This is a genomic window from Klebsiella sp. HMSC16C06, assembly GCF_001808325.1.
Lineage (GTDB): Bacteria > Pseudomonadota > Gammaproteobacteria > Enterobacterales > Enterobacteriaceae > Klebsiella > Klebsiella variicola.
In genome coordinates this window covers 331,714-346,702 of the sequence record NZ_KV792984.1, presented here as the reverse complement: position 1 = coordinate 346,702, position 14,989 = coordinate 331,714, and the positions used below count along the sequence as shown (strand labels likewise).

At 59.9% G+C, this 14,989-nt stretch carries 15 protein-coding genes; 7 read left to right on the top strand and 8 right to left on the bottom strand.

What is annotated here, in order from left to right; translation table 11 throughout:
• Positions 1–2: 2 nt before the first annotated feature.
• Positions 3–1,040: a molybdenum cofactor-independent xanthine hydroxylase subunit HpxD gene (gene hpxD / locus HMPREF3142_RS03980; protein ID WP_004148366.1), complete on the bottom strand. Its 1,038-nt coding sequence runs from the start codon at positions 1,038–1,040 to the stop codon at positions 3–5.
• Positions 1,041–1,165: 125 nt separating this feature from the next.
• Here hpxD and hpxR point away from each other — a divergent pair, with 125 nt between their 5' ends.
• Positions 1,166–2,089 (top strand): LysR family hpxDE operon transcriptional regulator HpxR, encoded by a 924-nt coding sequence (gene hpxR / locus HMPREF3142_RS03975; RefSeq protein WP_008804925.1) that lies wholly within the window; start codon positions 1,166–1,168, stop codon positions 2,087–2,089.
• Here the strand turns inward: hpxR and hpxO are convergent.
• A complete protein-coding gene (gene hpxO / locus HMPREF3142_RS03970; RefSeq protein WP_008804924.1) occupies positions 2,070–3,224 on the bottom strand; it encodes an FAD-dependent urate hydroxylase HpxO in 1,155 nt (384 codons plus the stop codon). The genes hpxR and hpxO overlap by 20 nt on opposite strands.
• Positions 3,225–3,568: 344 nt before the next feature.
• Here hpxO and HMPREF3142_RS03965 point away from each other — a divergent pair, with 344 nt between their 5' ends.
• The 5 genes from HMPREF3142_RS03965 (at position 3,569) to HMPREF3142_RS03945 (ending at position 7,603) form a co-directional block, all read left to right on the top strand.
• The gene (locus HMPREF3142_RS03965) at positions 3,569–4,948 is read left to right on the top strand and encodes a nucleobase:cation symporter-2 family protein (protein WP_012968246.1); all 1,380 of its coding nucleotides are present in this window, start codon (positions 3,569–3,571) and stop codon (positions 4,946–4,948) included.
• Entirely contained in the window at positions 4,926–5,426 is a 501-nt protein-coding gene (uraD, locus tag HMPREF3142_RS03960; RefSeq protein WP_064170224.1) for a 2-oxo-4-hydroxy-4-carboxy-5-ureidoimidazoline decarboxylase, read from the top strand. The genes HMPREF3142_RS03965 and uraD overlap by 23 nt, the downstream gene beginning before the upstream one ends.
• Complete coding sequence (uraH, locus tag HMPREF3142_RS03955; RefSeq protein WP_008804921.1) at positions 5,423–5,749, top strand: hydroxyisourate hydrolase; 327 nt, start codon at positions 5,423–5,425, stop codon at positions 5,747–5,749. Before uraD ends, uraH begins: the two co-directional genes overlap by 4 nt.
• A gap of 265 nt (positions 5,750–6,014) precedes the next feature.
• Complete coding sequence (gene hipB, locus HMPREF3142_RS03950) at positions 6,015–6,281, top strand: type II toxin-antitoxin system antitoxin HipB (RefSeq protein WP_008804920.1); 267 nt, start codon at positions 6,015–6,017, stop codon at positions 6,279–6,281.
• Positions 6,281–7,603, top strand: a complete 1,323-nt coding sequence (locus HMPREF3142_RS03945; RefSeq protein WP_008804919.1) for a type II toxin-antitoxin system HipA family toxin — start codon at positions 6,281–6,283, stop codon at positions 7,601–7,603. Before hipB ends, HMPREF3142_RS03945 begins: the two co-directional genes overlap by 1 nt.
• A gap of 16 nt (positions 7,604–7,619) precedes the next feature.
• Here HMPREF3142_RS03945 and HMPREF3142_RS03940 read toward each other — a convergent pair whose 3' ends face one another.
• The 5 genes from HMPREF3142_RS03940 to HMPREF3142_RS03920 form a co-directional block, all read right to left on the bottom strand.
• Positions 7,620–8,912 (bottom strand): glycoside hydrolase family 10-like protein, encoded by a 1,293-nt coding sequence (locus tag HMPREF3142_RS03940; RefSeq protein WP_016161010.1) that lies wholly within the window; start codon positions 8,910–8,912, stop codon positions 7,620–7,622.
• A gap of 131 nt (positions 8,913–9,043) precedes the next feature.
• On the bottom strand, positions 9,044–10,048 hold the full coding sequence (locus HMPREF3142_RS03935) for a fimbrial protein (RefSeq protein WP_070611646.1): 1,005 nt from the start codon (positions 10,046–10,048) through the stop codon (positions 9,044–9,046).
• Complete coding sequence (locus tag HMPREF3142_RS03930; RefSeq protein ID WP_070611643.1) at positions 10,036–12,537, bottom strand: fimbria/pilus outer membrane usher protein; 2,502 nt, start codon at positions 12,535–12,537, stop codon at positions 10,036–10,038. Before HMPREF3142_RS03930 ends, HMPREF3142_RS03935 begins: the two co-directional genes overlap by 13 nt.
• A 15-nt stretch (positions 12,538–12,552) precedes the next feature.
• The gene (locus HMPREF3142_RS03925; RefSeq protein WP_008804915.1) at positions 12,553–13,248 is read right to left on the bottom strand and encodes a fimbrial biogenesis chaperone; all 696 of its coding nucleotides are present in this window, start codon (positions 13,246–13,248) and stop codon (positions 12,553–12,555) included.
• A gap of 77 nt (positions 13,249–13,325) precedes the next feature.
• Positions 13,326–13,889 carry a fimbrial protein gene (locus tag HMPREF3142_RS03920; RefSeq protein WP_070611642.1) on the bottom strand — a complete coding sequence of 188 codons (564 nt, stop codon included), beginning with the start codon at positions 13,887–13,889 and terminating at the stop codon, positions 13,326–13,328.
• Positions 13,890–14,334: 445 nt separating this feature from the next.
• On the opposite strand from HMPREF3142_RS03920, the gene HMPREF3142_RS03915 reads away from it, so the two are divergent.
• Positions 14,335–14,622, top strand: a complete 288-nt coding sequence (locus HMPREF3142_RS03915; protein ID WP_008804913.1) for a type 1 fimbrial protein — start codon at positions 14,335–14,337, stop codon at positions 14,620–14,622.
• A 159-nt stretch (positions 14,623–14,781) separates the two neighbouring features.
• Here HMPREF3142_RS03915 and HMPREF3142_RS03910 read toward each other — a convergent pair whose 3' ends face one another.
• Positions 14,782–14,988 (bottom strand): helix-turn-helix domain-containing protein, encoded by a 207-nt coding sequence (locus tag HMPREF3142_RS03910; protein ID WP_004205917.1) that lies wholly within the window; start codon positions 14,986–14,988, stop codon positions 14,782–14,784.
• Position 14,989: the final 1 nt, after the last annotated feature.

Sequence of the window (14,989 nt, the reverse complement as noted above, 5' to 3'; positions counted from 1 at the left end):
ACTCATACCAGAAAGAAATCGCCAAAACCCATCTTCTTCAGCCCGCGCCGGTAGGCGATGGAGCTACGGTCTGCCGGAATATGCGCCTCAAGGGTCAGATCCAGCGGCAGCCGCTCCGGACGCTGGGTTTCTACCATCAGGCGGTCCTCTTCGAACACTCGCAGGTTGAACGCATGTACGTCTTCCACCGGCACGTGCAGGTCGAAATTGCGGGCAATAGGGGCAAACATCCGCGTCACCCGTGACGACACCGGCGAGGCGGCGTTCATGATCACCAGCCTGGCGTCGGCGGGAAAATGGATGGTCAGCGTAGCGGTGAACGGCAGATGCATTTCAAAGTGACGCAGCCACTGGAATCCTTCCGGCGCGCGGAAATCGGAGCTGGCCGGGTAATTGCCCACCGAGCTCCAGTAGTCGGCAACAAAGCCGAACGGCGTCTCCTGCGGGGTGTAGTCCGGCACCTGCTGGTTGTCCGGATCGGCGAAGGTGTCGGTGTGGATCCACGCGAAGTGGGCGACATCGAGAAAGCCTTCGACCTGGCGGCCGGCAAATCCCTTCACCTCGAAGGCCGGGCAGTTGATTTGCTGAAATCCCGCGTCGTCCCAGTGCGGCATGGTCGGTAACGGCGGCGGATTGTCCGGATCGCAGGCCAGGCAGGTCCAGATCAGCCCGTAGCGCTCCTCCACGGCGAAGCTGGTGAGATGCAGTTTGGCCGGAATGGGTTGCCCCGGACTGGAGGGGATACGGTTGCAGCGGCCATCCTCGCCAAAGCGCAGGCCATGATAGGGGCAGACGATACCTTCCTCTTCATGAAACCCCAGGGTCAGCGGCACCCCGCGGTGCGGGCAGACGTCGCGGGCGACCACCACCTGGCCTTTAATACGGTAGATAACCAGCTGTTCGTCCAGCAGGGTGGCTTTCACCGGGGCGCCGGTAATATCGCAGGCGCGGGCCACCGGGTGCCAGCAGCGGGCCAGCCGCAGCCAGTCCTCTGGATCAAAGGTGCAATGGGCGGGGGGCGTGGGGGTGATTGTCTTCATGATTTCTCTTCCTGCTCACATCGGTGATTGTTTTATTGTTGTGAGATTATTGTTGTCATATTAGGGTGTTCACATCCATCACCATTAATTCACTCTGCTGTTGCAAAAAAGAGTACAGAGGTGCCATGAGTCCTTTTTCCCGTTTCGCCCACTATTTTATCGCCGTGGCCCGCTGCGGCAGCTTGCGCCGGGCCGCCGAGCAGCTGCATATCTCCGCCTCGGCAATTAACCGCCAGATCCTGCAGGCCGAGGAGGCCTTCGGTACCCCGCTGTTCGAGCGCCTGCCGGAGGGACTGCGGATGACCACCGCCGGTGAACTGCTGTATGACAATCTGCTGCGCTGGCAAAAGGAGTTTCGCCAGACCCGGCAGAAATTTGATGAGCTGCAGGGGATGAAGCGCGGGAGCGTCAGCGTTGGGATGGTGCAGGCGCTGGCGGAAGGGGGCTTCGCCGCCGCGCTGGCGGAGATCATCGCCAGCTGGCCGTGGCTGGAGCTGGATCTGCAGGTGGCGGACAGCCACACCGTCAGCCAGAAAGTGCGTCAGGCGGACCTGGACGTCGGCCTGATCCTTGATCCGCAGGGGCAGGCCGGACTCAGCGTGCTGGCCTTTGCCGAACTGGAGGTGGGGATTGTGATGCGCCCGGACCACCCCCTGGCGGGGGCGAAAGCGCTGTCATTGGGTGAGCTCAGCCTGGAGCGGCATATCGTGCCCGGCGCGCCGCTGATCGTCCATGAGCGGGTGGCGCTCCTCTATCGCCACCATGACTTTGCGCCGGAGAATACCATCAGCTGCAATGATATCCGGCTCATCAAGTCGCTGGTGCTGCGCGGCAGCGGCGTGACGCTCCTCAGCCTGCTCGACGTGCTGGACGAAGTCCAGCGCGGACAGCTGGCCTTTATCCCGCTGCGCAGTACGCTGCTGCGACCGCTGACCCTGGCGCTGTGTACCGCGCCCTCGCGTCAGCTTTCGCGGCCCGCGCAAATGGCCATTCAGACGCTGAGTGCGGTGATTGAATCCATGGCGACGGTCAGCCCAGCGGCCCGCTGAGGATGGTGTCGCACATGCCGTTGATAATGCGCTCCCCGGTCTCCTCGCGCAGCTCCTGGTACCAGGCTTCGGTGAGCTGCATATCCTTCCCGTGGGTAATATCGCAGCGCTTGCGCGCCTTCAGCACCAGGTCACGAACCCGGTCGCAGCGCTGGGCCTCGTACTCGCGCAGCGCGGCCGCAATATCGTGGGTCTGGCGGAAAACGGCGCCCAGCACCACCGCATCTTCCATCGCCGCGCAGCCTCCCTGGCCAATATCCGGGGTGGTGCTGTGTCCGGCGTCGCCGAGCAGCGCGACGCGGCCGCGCACCAGGCGGCTGAACGGCTCGATATCATGGATTTCAATACGGTTGGTGGTCTGCGGGTCGAGGGTGGCGATAAGCTGCTGCACCGGCGGCGCCCAGCCGGCAAAATAGCGGCTGAGGTCGGCGCGCAGAGTGTCGCGATCCTCCGCCAGACCCGCCGGCAGCGGCACATCAAAGAAAAAATAGAACCGGCCGGCGGAGACCGGCATCAGCGAGACGCGCTTGCCTTCGCCGACAAAGGTGGTCCACTGGTCGCCGGGCGCCAGCGCTTCATCTATTTCCACCAGACCGTTCCAGTTGACGTACCCGGCGTAGCGGCGCTGCGGGGTAAAGCCCAGCACCCACGGACGCAGTGCGGAATGGCTGCCGTCGGCGGCAATCAGCAGATCGCCGCTGGCGCTGCTGCCATCGGTAAACCACACCGTCACGCCGTCGGCATCTTCCTCACAGCGGGTGACGCGTTTGCCGAACTGCACGCTTTCCCGTCCCCAGAAATCCAGCATTTCCCGCTGCAGCTCTGCCCGGGAGACCGGGCAGGGGCGGCTGCCGGTGCGTTCGATCAGCGGGGCGAGACTGAACTGGGTCATGTTCTCGCCGCTGCGGAAATCACGATACGCCATCCGGCGCAGCGGCCCGCCGAAAGTCTCCATGATGTCACCCATGCCGAGGTGGGCCATGCACTTCACGCCGTTGGGCCACACGGAAATCGCCGCGCCGACCGGTTTGATCTCTTTCACCGCTTCATAGACGTCGCAGTCGATCCCCGACTGTTTGAGCGCCACTGCCGCACTTAAGCCGCCGATGCCGGCGCCAATCACGATTGCTTTCATTTTATTCTCCTTATCCAGATGTCGTGACTGACTCCAGCAATTTACGTACCAGTTCGCCGGAGGGAGGAAAACCGCCTGCTCAAAGCACAGCGATAGCTCACGGCGCACCGCATTGGTGCAATGTGACGTATTGGTTGCCTTTTTATGAATCAAAAGTTTCTTAATATTGCATCAGGAATCTATCGTTTCAGCGTGCTGATTTTCAGCGGTGCGGGGGTATACGTTAACAGAGTAATGTAAGCTAATGATTTTGCAGCATTAATGAAATTTTCTGGTCGCTTTTGTCGTCTCTGGCCTGCTTTGTGCACTAGCCCATGCACTTCTCTTTGCTATGGGATTACACCATGTCTGACGAACATCACAGTGGCTTGCTTTACGGCCTTGAACAGCGGATCCCACCGCTTCCGGCCTTTTTCAGCGCTCTCCAGCATGTGCTGGCGGGCCTGGTGGGGATCATCACGCCGCCGCTGATTATCGGCGCTACCCTCGGGCTTGGCGACTGGCTGCCGTATCTCATCAGTATGTCGCTGCTGGCCTCGGGCATTGGCACCTTTCTGCAGTCCAATCGGGTATGGGGCGTTGGCGCCGGGATGATCTGCATGCAGGGCACCAGCTTCGCCTTCCTCGGCGTGACGGTGGCCGGAGGGATGTGGGTAAAAGCGCAGGGTGGCGGGCCGCAGGATATGATGGCGATGCTGTTTGGTGTTAACTTTGTCGCCGCTCTGGTGCCGGTGATTGTCAGCCGTTTTATTGAGCCGCTGAAGAAAATCTTTACCCCCATTATTACCGGCAGCGTGATTGCGCTGATCGGCATCAGTCTGATCAAAGTCAGCGTCATCAACTGGTGCGGTGGGGAAAAGGCCGAGGATTTCGCCAGCATGAGCAATATCGCGCTCGGGGCGGGCACCCTCGGGGTTATCGTCCTGCTGAGCTGCGCCAAAAACCGCTGGCTGCGGCTCTCCTCGGTGGTGGTGGGCATTGCCGTGGGCTGCGTCGCGGCAGGGCTGAGCGGTCAGTTCCATCTTCACAGCCTGGGCGACACTCTGTTTCGCCTGCCGACGCTGTTTCCGTTCGGCTTTCAGTTTAACAGCGCGATATTTCTGCCGGTCGCCCTGGTGTCGCTGGTTTGTATTCTGGAGGCGGTGGGCGATCTGACGGCCAACTCGCTGATTTCGCAACAGTCTATTGATGATCACGCTTTTCGTAACCGGCTGAAGGGCGGTATCCTGGCGGACGGCGTCAGCTGTATGGTGGCCGCCATGCTCTGTGCTTTTCCGAACACCACCTTCGCGCAGAACAACGGCGTGATCCAGATGACCGGGGTGGCCAGCCGCTATGTCGGACGCTACATTGGCGTGATTCTGATCCTGCTTGGACTGTTTCCCCCGGTGGGCGAACTGCTGCGGCAGATCCCGGCGCCGGTGCTGGGGGGCGCCACGATGGTGATGTTTGGCTGTGTAGTGGCGGCCGGGATCCGGATTATTACCCAGACCCCGCTGAGCCGTCGCGATGTGCTGATTGTGGGGCTGGCGTTTGGTGCTGGCCTTGGCGTGGAGTCAGTGCCGGCGTTTCTCAGCCATTTTCCGCCGATGGTCGGCGATCTGTTCGGTTCGGCAGCCACCAGCGGTGGGCTGGTAGCGATAGCGCTGAACCTTATTCTGCCGCAGGAGCAGGCGGCGACGAAAACGATAAGGAGTCAGGATGATCGCGCTGAGTCAGTTTAACGGCCTGAGTAAAGATGAGGCAGTGGGGCTGCTGGCCCCCTGCGTGGCGATCCCGGCCTGGGGCGAGACGCTGGTGAACTTGCGACCTTTTGCCAGCCGTCATGCGCTACTGCAGACCGCCCGTGAGGCGATGGATTACTGGGGAGAGGACGAGCTGAACGCGGCGCTCAGCGCCCATCCGCGGATCGGTGAAAAGCCGACCGGCGGCCAGGCGCACGCGGCGCTGTCGCGCCAGGAGCAGTCGGCGGTGGACAGCGAGAATGAGCGGCTCGCGCAGGCCCTGCAGGAGGGCAATGCCCGCTACGAGGCCCGTTTTGGCCGGGTGTTTTTAATCCGCGCCAAAGGGCGCAGCGGCGAAGCGATTTTACAGGCGCTGACGCGCCGACTGCAGCATACCGCCGACGAAGAAGTGGCCGAGGCGCTTGCCCAGCTGCGAGAGATTACGATGTTAAGACTGGAAGGAGTGATTGGCGAATGAGTACCCTGAGCACCCATATTCTGGATATTTCCACCGGCAGGCCGGCGGAAGGCGTGACGGTCAGCCTGAGTCGGGAGGGCGAGACGCTGGTGACCCTGGTGACCAACGCCCAGGGGCGTATCGCCACCTTTAGCGCCGCACCGCTGCCGGCGGGGAGCTATTGCTTAACGGCGGAAACCGGGGCGTGGTTTGCCCGCGCCGGGCGGGAGAGCGTCTTTACCCGGGCGCAGATTGATTTTGTTATCGGCGAGGCGGCAGATGACCATTTCCATCTGCCATTTCTCATCGCCCCGGGCGGGTGGTCGACCTACCGCGGCAGCTAAATCCGGTTGCCCGTTGCCGGGCGGCGCTGCGCTTGTCCGACCTGGATCGTAACGGAGCAGGGAGAGACAGCTCGTAGGCCCGGTAAGGCGCAGCCGCCACCGGGCATGTAAAGGTGTCTCCGGCCACCATCCTTCCTGTTTTATCCCCACTCAAGGATAATCACCCACCTATCCCCACCAGGGGATAATCTTGACATTATCCCCTGCGGGGTATAAAACCAAATTTATCCCGATAGGGGGATAAATGATGGTGAGGAACAAGGCGATGAATTCCCCGCAGATATACAGTCCCGTGCAGCTGGCCAATTATCTGAAGCTGCTGCGCCAGCAGAACCACTGGACCCAGGATGCGCTGGCCAGGCGGATCGGCATTAAGCAGGCCACACTGTCCAATTTTGAAAATCACCCCGACAAAACCACCTTAACCACGCTGTTTAAGATCCTCCAGTCGCTAGGGGTGGTGATGACGCTGAACGCCAAAGCCACAGAGACGGCGCCGGCTCCCGATAACAACACGGACCTTGACTGGTAATGGCGACGCTTACCACCTGGATGAACAATGTGCGCGTGGGCACCTTAACCCGCCAGGCTAACGGGGCGCACAGTTTTCGCTATGACGAAGAGTGGCTGCGCAGCCCGCGCGCCAGACCGCTCTCCCTCTCGCTGCCGCTGCAGTATGGCAATATCACCGCCGACGCGGTGTATCACTATTTTGATAACCTGCTACCCGACAGCCCGCAGGTCCGCGATCGGATCGTCAGGCGCTATCAGGCGCGCTCGAAGCAGCCGTTCGATCTGCTGGCCGAAGTGGGACGGGATAGCGTAGGGGCGGTGACTCTGCTACCGCCGGGGGAAGAGGCGCACCTCGAGGGGTTGCGCTGGCAGACGCTGGACGAGGCGCAGCTCACCGCTTTGCTGACCGCCTACCAGTCGGATATCCCTCTCGGGATGATTACCGGCCAGGATGATTTCCGTATCTCGGTGGCCGGCGCCCAGGAGAAAACGGCGCTGCTGCGGATGGGCGGGCACTGGTGTATTCCGCAGGGCACCACGCCGACCACGCATATCATTAAACTGCCCATCGGCGAGATAAAGCAGCCTAATGCGACGCTGGATCTGCGTGAAAGCGTGGATAACGAGTTTCTGTGCCTGGCGCTGGCCAGGGAACTGGGCCTGGCGGTGCCGGAGGCAGAGATTATCACCACGCCGCGGATCCGCGCGCTGGCGGTGACCCGCTTTGACCGGCGCTGGGCGCAGGAGGGACGGGTGCTGCTGCGTCTGCCGCAGGAGGATCTGTGTCAGGCCTTTGGCATCCCGTCGTCGATGAAATATGAATCTGACGGCGGGCCGGGTATTGCGGCAATCATGGCCTTTCTGCTGGGCTCCAGTGAAGCCCTGAAAGATCGCGCAGACTTTATGAAATTCATGGTCTTTCAGTGGCTGGTTGGGGCAACGGACGGGCATGCGAAGAACTTCTCGCTCTTTTTGCTGCCCGGTGGCAGCTACCGTCTAACGCCGTTCTACGACATCATTTCGGCGTTTCCGGTGCTGGGAGGTACGGGACTGCATCTGCGCGACCTGAAGCTGTCGATGGGGCTCAATGCCACAAAAGGGCGGAAAACAGAGATTAACGCCATCTATCCGCGTCATTTTCTGGCAACCGCCAAAGCGGTGAACTTTCCTGGGGAGCAGATGCTGGCGATCCTCCAGGAGTTTGCCGGGCATGTGCCGCAGGCAATCGAAAGCGCTCGCCGGACGCTGCCGGCGGACTTTTCCACCCACGTCTGGCGGGCCATTACGGAAAATATGCTGAAGCTGCACGCCCGCCTGCAGCAAGGGCTGCAGGCGTTATAGCGAAGCCGGCTGGCGGTTAGCTCTGCGGTTGCCCCCAGCGGCTGCGCAGATAGTTGACCGCCTGCCGGGTTTGCGGCTGATTGAGATTGTTTTCGCGGAACAGGATCGTGCCCTGGATCTGCGGCAGAGTTTCATTGAGGTCGAGCTGCTTTTTCAGCTCCGGCACGCCGCCATCCACCGTCCAGTCAGGCTCATTTTTGGACGGCTCACCCACTTTGTACAGCGCCACGCCGATATACAGCCGGGTATGCGTCGGCTTAACCACCTCGGCCCACCAGTTGGCCAGCACATCATAGCGCGCGGCATCGCGGGCAAACGGCCAGTAGATCTGCGGAGCGATGTAGTCGAGCAGTCCCTGCTGCACCCAGCTGCGGGTATCGGCATAGGACTCATCATAGGCGGCCGCGCCACGGGTATCCGACCCCGCCGGATCGTGCGAGCGGTTGCGCCACACCCCGGCCGGGCTCACGCCAAACTCGACGTTCGGATTGAGCTTTTTGATGGTGGTGGAAACCTGGGCTATGAGCTGCTGGGTGTTATGCCGGCGCCAGTCGCCCTTCGAGGCGTAACCCTGTCCGTAACGGCGGAAGGTTTCATTGTCGTTAAGCGGGGAAGAGGCGGTTTCGGTGTAGAAATAGTCGTCGAACTGCACGCCGTCAATCGGGTAGTTCTGCACCACTTCAGCGACGATGCTGGTGATCCAGTCCCGTGCTTCGGGAATGCCCGGATCGAGGACAAAGCGATCGCTGGCGGTGCGGATCCAGTTACGGTGCAGGACGAACACGCTGGCCGGCACCTGCGTGAGGGTGTTATTCAGCTCGGCAACGGTCGACGGTTTGGTGTTGACCGAGACACGATAGGGGTTAAACCATGCGTGAACCTTCATACCGCGCTTGTGCGCTTCATCCAGCATAAACTGCAGTGGATCGTAGCCGGGGTATTCGCCGATTTTGCCGGTCAGCATATCGGACCACGGCAGAATGTCCGACCGCCAGAGCGCCGTGCCGTCGGGTTTCACCTGGAAAAAGACGGTGTTGATACCCAGGCGCTGCAGGTTATCGAGTTTGGCGATCAGCGCCAGCTTCTGCTGCGTGATGCGGCTTTCCGGCGTGCTGGCGATAATCGACCCGACCGGCGGCCAGTCAAGGCGCGACACGGTGGTGAGCCACACGCCGCGTACCGGCTCCCGGTGCGTCTGGCTGGCTTTGACGGCGGTAGTGTTCGGTGCCGTGACAAGGGATTTAGGGGCCTTACTGGTGCAGCTGAACAGCATGCCCACGGCAATGACGGCCGCACCGGCCAGCGCCACTTTGCTGGCTAAGGGGAATCGACGAGAATGGCTGATGATGAACTCCCGTGTAATCAGATCGTCGCGTGTAGCGGCTATTCTCTTACGATTCGTGGGTCAGAGCAATTCCTTCATCCGTCGGTTCGCCACACCTAGTCATAATGTAAGGTATAGGTCGCGACGGCCGACACCTGACCGGAGGTGATCCGGGGACGGGTCTGGTAGTAGCGGGCAGTGAGCGGCAGGATAAACCGGCCCGCACTCGCGCTGCCCAGCGTCATCTCATGATTCAGGGAAACCGGCAGGCGATGGTAAAGCAGTTGCACGCCGATACCCTGCGCCCGATCGTCCGTGGCGTCATTGCGCAGAACGCCATGCCCCCGGGCGGTGAGGGGCTCCGCGCCGTCAACACGCAGGGAAATAGTCACAGCGCTGTTGCAATCCAGTTGCAGCGCGAAAGGCGTGTCGCCGGTGGTTTTGCCGACGCCGCCGAAGTGGTCAAGCATCGCGGCGGGCAGCTTAATCAGCGCTGGCGTGGCGTCATTCACTGAACATCCCGCGGTGTTGACCCTGCCGCTTAAGTCTAACGCGGCCAGCGGGGTATGCTCTGCCATTAAAAAGTGCTCGCTGTGATACTCAAGCTCGCCCGGTGTCGCCGCGGGACCGGTTTTAACAAGCTCAATCGTCAGGCGGAAATAGCCCAGTTTCCACACCGCATCAGGCAATATGGCCGGATTGTTCACCCGTTGGCTAAACGGCGAGGGCGTCGGCCGGTCAGGAAAACCGCCATAGCCGCCGATAGCGCGCAGCGATACGCGAACGCCAATGCCGGCGAGATTGGTTTGATAAACCGTCGGTCGCGTCGCTCCCCCGGACAGCAAACTGTTCAGCTGTAGCGGCGACAGCCCACGCGGGTCGTCCGCACAGCGGATCCACTGTTCGCCGCCGTCGCTAAGGTGGTTCCAGGCGAAACTTTTGTGATACAGCGGGGTGCCCGGTCTGGCGTCAGCCGGCACGGTGAGTTGCCCTACGTTCAGCCGAAGGGTGGTGGCCTGGCCGCGGACAAACACCGGCGTACAGGCCCATCCGCTGGCGGGGGGTAACAGGGCGAGTAACAGCGTCAGGGCGGCCCGACGCAGGAGAGTTAAAAAGGACATGTTAACGTCTGCTGTAAAATGAGGGGATGGGGTGTCTGCGCCAGCGTCGGGGTGAGATCGTAGCGGGCAGTACAGTGCTGCTGAGGGCCTGGCCCCCATTGTGCATACAGGGTGCCTTTCGGCGCCAGGCCGGCGAGGTACACCTGACCCTCGCTGGCAACGATGCTGCTGGTGTCTTTGGCGTGCACTTCGCTGCCAAAGGGCAGCGGTTGTCCCTGCGACTGCAGCGTAAACAGCGCCTTATAACCAACGTGGGTGTGAAAACGCGCCAGCACCACCGCGTCCTTAGTGGGAACCCGCGTCACGGTGCTGTTGGCCAGATCCACATTCTCCGGCAGCGAGTGGCTGTCGAGGGCGACGTCGTTGCGGTGATAGGCGGTAGCGAAGGGCAGCACGGCATATCCATCGCGATTGGTGGCGATGGTTCTCTGGTTGGCGAGGGTCACACCGCCGGCGCCACCGGCGTCAATCAGAACGACAGCGCCATTCATTTCCGGCGTAAAGACCACCCCGTGGCGGTGAATCAGGATACCTCCGCTGGCGCCGTAGTTCAGGCGAGTGGCCTGCGAGTCACGGCTGTAGCCGATATTCAGATCGCCTCTTCCACTGCTGTAGCTGGCCGTCAGGCTGCCGCTGTGCCCGTTTTGCTGATCGAGGGTTTGGCTGACGGCGTAGCTGAGCGCGTGATTATCCAGCATGGTGCCATTGAGACTGACCATCTGACTGTCGGCGCTGTGGCGGGAGGAGGTCAGGGTATAGCCGGCATAGCTCCCCGGTAGCAGGTGGCTCAGTGCTACTGAAAGTGACAACGTCACCACTTTATCGGAATGCGGCTCGTCATTCTCCTCTTCTCCGTCGCTACTGTGCGCATCGCTGTAGCTGAGCGACCACGCGATACCGTGAACCTGGCTGCTGATCCCCATATTGGCGGTATGCTGTGGGGCGCCCCCTGACCAGTAGCTGTCCTGGTCGAGACTCAGATAGAGGGTTATATCGTACGGCAGGCTCTGGCTGGCGGTGATTTGCAGGGTCGTTTTTTTGTTGTCGTTATCCCGCGAGTCGGCGTCGGGATCCGGGCTGGAATACGCCTCGCTCAGCGTGGCATAGCGCTGATGCGAATAACGCCAGCCGGTGAAGGTGAACTGCGTGCCAAGACGATCAAAACCTTTGCTGTACTGGAGCTGCCAGGCCCGGCCATCGATCGGATCCTGCTGGTGCCGGTCGCGGGCGTTTAACAGCTGCAGCGAGAGCGCCCCGGCATCACCCAGCCCCTGTCCCACGCCGAGCGAGAGGTTGTGGTATTGCGCCGCGCTCTGCAGTCCGCCAAACAGTGTCAGGTTGTGGGCGAACCCGCGCATCAGCGACAACTGCATCATCAACGGCCGCTGGCTGGCATCGTCGCTATGATAGCGCCCGGCGACCAGGTTGTATTTCAGGCTGCCTTCGCGTTGCATGCTGGTGACCGATGCATACGGCTGGGTGAAGCGGCGGATTTCGCCATCCGACTCTTTGACGGCAACCTCAAGATTGCCGCTACTGGCGGTGGGATAAAGATCGTCAATCACGAACGCGCCAGGGGTGACGTAGGTTTGATACAGCACGTAGCCATTTTGCTGAACCGTGACCTGGGCGTTAGTTCTGGCTATCCCACGGATGGTCGGGGCAAAACCTTTCTGCGAGTCCGGGAGCATCGCATCACTGGAGGCGAGGGCAATTCCCTGAAACTGTACCGCGTCGAACACATCGCCCGACGTAAAGGTATCCCCGAGCGTCAGTTCACTCCGCCAGCGCGTCAGATCGCGCTCAAGCCAGGCGCCGCTGGTGGTCCAGTGGGGCTTATCGTCGCTGTTGGCGGTCAGGCTGTTGCTGGCGCGCAGGCGCCAGGCGCCGGCGTTCACGCCACTTTTCAACATCAAATAGTTATCGCGCTCAGTGTTGCCCTCGCGGGTTCGCTGGCTGGCGCCTGAATAGCGGTAATTGCTCTGAAAGGCGCTGATACCTTCATCCCACAGCGCAGAAGGAACATTATCCCTCGCCTGGCGCGTCATCAGCGCCTGGGGAAGGGTCATTGCCAGCCGCTGATGGGCAAAATCGAAATTGACCGTACTGCCCGGCAGCAGCGTGGCGAGTTCGGGACATGAGCGGGAGGTTGCGCCGGACGCCTGGGATAGCACGGCCGGATTAACACCGGCCTGCAGCAGATCTTCCGGCTTAAGGCAGGGCGTCAGCTGCCCGCGGTCATTCTGGCGAAACGTGATGATCTTACGGGCATCCAGGGTGACGCCGTTGACCTGCCAGCTGACCGGATAGTCGCCAGGCGGCTGGCTCGTTTGCTGATTGAAGCGCTGCAGATCCACCGCCGGCAAATGGTCGTTTTTTTCCAGCAGATCCATATTAAAGGTCGCCTGGGCGTGCAAGGGCGCGCTCTGTCCGCCCAGCAGGATGGAGAGGCTGACGACGGTAACGGTATGAGCCGGGCCGTGGCGCATCGCGACATCAGGCTTTTAGTGCGCCGAAACGGGAGCGCTAAACGTCTGCACAGCGCCAAAATCATCCAAAATGCGCCAGCTCACCTGGCGGGTGCAGGCCTCGCCGGGCAGGGCGTACTCTTCACGGCTGTGAGGGGCAATCACGCTGTGCTCAAGCGGTGTTTTCTGGTTCTGGCCCGCGCAGGTGAGCGTGGTGATAGTCACATAATAGGGGGAGGCATTCTCCGCCTGCAGGTGGTTGCCACTGACGTGCCAGCGCAGGTGCTGCGCCGCGTCGAGCGCCGAGCCCGGGAGTCCTGCCGGGCGATAAATGAGCTTAAGTTGATTCTTAATAGCAAATTGCAGAATGTTCTCGCCAGCCGGCGCGGTATTGGCAGGAATCACTTTGATATTCAGGGTGAACAAACTTTCCCGATCGTTTGGCAGTTGCGCCGAGGTTAATAACACGCGCAAATCGTTGCTGTCTCCGGCATCCAGACGGAACAATGGCGGGGTGACGATAAACGGTGATTTATTATTATCAGCCAGATCGTCTACCCAGCTCTGAATAAGTACCGGATCGTGAGGATTGGTGTTTTTTACCGTGATGTCGGCCTCATGACTTTGTTCATTATAAATGACACGCGTGCCGGCAATGGCAACCCCGGCAGCAGACGCCAGGAGCGGACAAAAGAGAAGGCTCAGGAAAAAAGCCATTTTATAACACTGCATAATTGAGGATCCGGTCACGAGGAATGAAAATAAGGGAAGGGGATGCTGCCCTCGGTAAAAGCGGCAATCAGCACATTCTATTCATATACAATATCAATATTGGCCGTGGCATTAATATTGCCGGCGGTGACATCCAGGGAGGAATCGCTCTTCAGATCGGCAATAAAATTAAAGGCAATATCACCGTTTTCGTCGGCTTGCGAAACCGCCGTTTTGCTCTGTTTGTCAAAGGTCAACTGAGTGCCTTCCGTTGAGCCGTCAGGGGAAGAGAAGACTTCAATGCCCACCCCTTTGGCGGTATCCGCGGCATCGGAGAGCGCCAGCACGGCGGCGGTGGTGCCGTTAGCATTGGTGTCCGGGGTACCCTCCAGGCTAATGCTGATATTCTGCGCCAGCGGGCAGCCGGTCAGGTTGATAGTAAACGGTGTTTCTGCGGTTTTCGCTTCATGTGATTTCAGCGCCGACATATCGACGTTGCCAAAATCGACATTCACATCGCCACCGTTGTTGGCGATCTGGCACGACTCGTTAATAATTTTACCGGTGAAATTCAGTGTGCCCGCCGCGCGGGCGGGGGTCACAGTAGCCAGACTGAAGGCCAGCAGTGAACCCACAACCAGCAGGGTGCCTTTTTCTTTCATACTCAAACCTTATTAAATAATCACAAGTTAATTAAATCGTTTAACATTTTTAAAGCATGTTTTTTATTTCTGTTCACAAAAAACAGTAAGCATCACTAATGTATCTTGCCGTCGGGGGCGGGATTATACGGAGAACGTCGTAAAGGCCCATGGATAAGGTGTGTTAAGCTGTAACAATCTTTATTTTTTGGTGTAAGTATAATCTCATTTAATATTGTAATTGGGTTCTATATACAGAATGTATTATTTCCCGGGGACGCCTGTTTTGGCAAAGTTCTGGCAAAAAGTTGCTGTTATTCCCGGCAGTTGACCGGAGAGGGCAGAATAATCGTTTACGCTGCCGCTATTTTGCCGTAGCGTGAAGATCGCGGCAGGAAGCCGCAGGTTGGATGGCACAGAACGATTCTGTGCCGCGCAGTGTCACTCGCTATCAAGGAAGATTGCTATGTCTCCGCTCCGTCTCGCTCTAATATGTCTGTGTCTGGCGCCGCTGGCGTCGTCTGCTGCGCTCTCCGGTCAGGTTCATTTTTCGGGACGTGTCATCAATCCGGCCTGTCTTATCGCGCCGCAGCGCAATCGTATCGATGTTTCGTGCCAGCACCGTTCACCGGAACAGGTCGCCTTGACAGACAACCCCCCTCGCTATGCCATGCCGGATGATCGCGGTGAGGTCAGTCTCCACTGGCGAAATGCACAGCACAGTGAAGCGGATGTCATTATTCGCTATCGCTAAGGTAAGAAAAACGCGGTGAAGGGTAAGCGGATGCAGGACGTAAAGGGTAACGCGGTGGGCGGTTTCAGCGCGCGTCAGCAGTGACTACTGGGGTGACGCGCACGTAGAGTACATTTCATGAAAACAATCCTTGCCGTCGTCCGACAGCAGAGTATCGCCTCAGTCGGGTTCCCAGGCGAGGATATCACCGGGCTGACATTCCAGCGCCTCGCAGATGCGGGACAGGGTATCAAAACGGATGCCTTTGACTTTTCCCGACTTGAGCAGCGACAGGTTCTGTTCGGTAATGCCTACAAAGGCCGCCAGCGCCCTGGACGTCATCTTTTTTTCCACCAGCAGTTTGTCCAGATTCACCACCACAGCCATC

Coding starts and splice junctions, on each gene's coding strand:
- hpxR (WP_008804925.1), top strand. CDS start 1,166: ATGAGTCCTTTTTCCCGTTTCGCCCACTATTTTATCGCCGTGGCCCGC.
- hpxD (WP_004148366.1), bottom strand. CDS start 1,040: ATGAAGACAATCACCCCCACGCCCCCCGCCCATTGCACCTTTGATCCA.
- HMPREF3142_RS03925 (WP_008804915.1), bottom strand. CDS start 13,248: ATGCAGTGTTATAAAATGGCTTTTTTCCTGAGCCTTCTCTTTTGTCCG.
- HMPREF3142_RS03930 (WP_070611643.1), bottom strand. CDS start 12,537: ATGCGCCACGGCCCGGCTCATACCGTTACCGTCGTCAGCCTCTCCATC.
- uraH (WP_008804921.1), top strand. CDS start 5,423: ATGAGTACCCTGAGCACCCATATTCTGGATATTTCCACCGGCAGGCCG.
- HMPREF3142_RS03910 (WP_004205917.1), bottom strand. CDS start 14,988: ATGGCTGTGGTGGTGAATCTGGACAAACTGCTGGTGGAAAAAAAGATG.
- uraD (WP_064170224.1), top strand. CDS start 4,926: ATGATCGCGCTGAGTCAGTTTAACGGCCTGAGTAAAGATGAGGCAGTG.
- HMPREF3142_RS03935 (WP_070611646.1), bottom strand. CDS start 10,048: ATGTCCTTTTTAACTCTCCTGCGTCGGGCCGCCCTGACGCTGTTACTC.
- HMPREF3142_RS03920 (WP_070611642.1), bottom strand. CDS start 13,889: ATGAAAGAAAAAGGCACCCTGCTGGTTGTGGGTTCACTGCTGGCCTTC.
- HMPREF3142_RS03915 (WP_008804913.1), top strand. CDS start 14,335: ATGTCTCCGCTCCGTCTCGCTCTAATATGTCTGTGTCTGGCGCCGCTG.
- HMPREF3142_RS03945 (WP_008804919.1), top strand. CDS start 6,281: ATGGCGACGCTTACCACCTGGATGAACAATGTGCGCGTGGGCACCTTA.
- hpxO (WP_008804924.1), bottom strand. CDS start 3,224: ATGAAAGCAATCGTGATTGGCGCCGGCATCGGCGGCTTAAGTGCGGCA.
- hipB (WP_008804920.1), top strand. CDS start 6,015: ATGAATTCCCCGCAGATATACAGTCCCGTGCAGCTGGCCAATTATCTG.
- HMPREF3142_RS03965 (WP_012968246.1), top strand. CDS start 3,569: ATGTCTGACGAACATCACAGTGGCTTGCTTTACGGCCTTGAACAGCGG.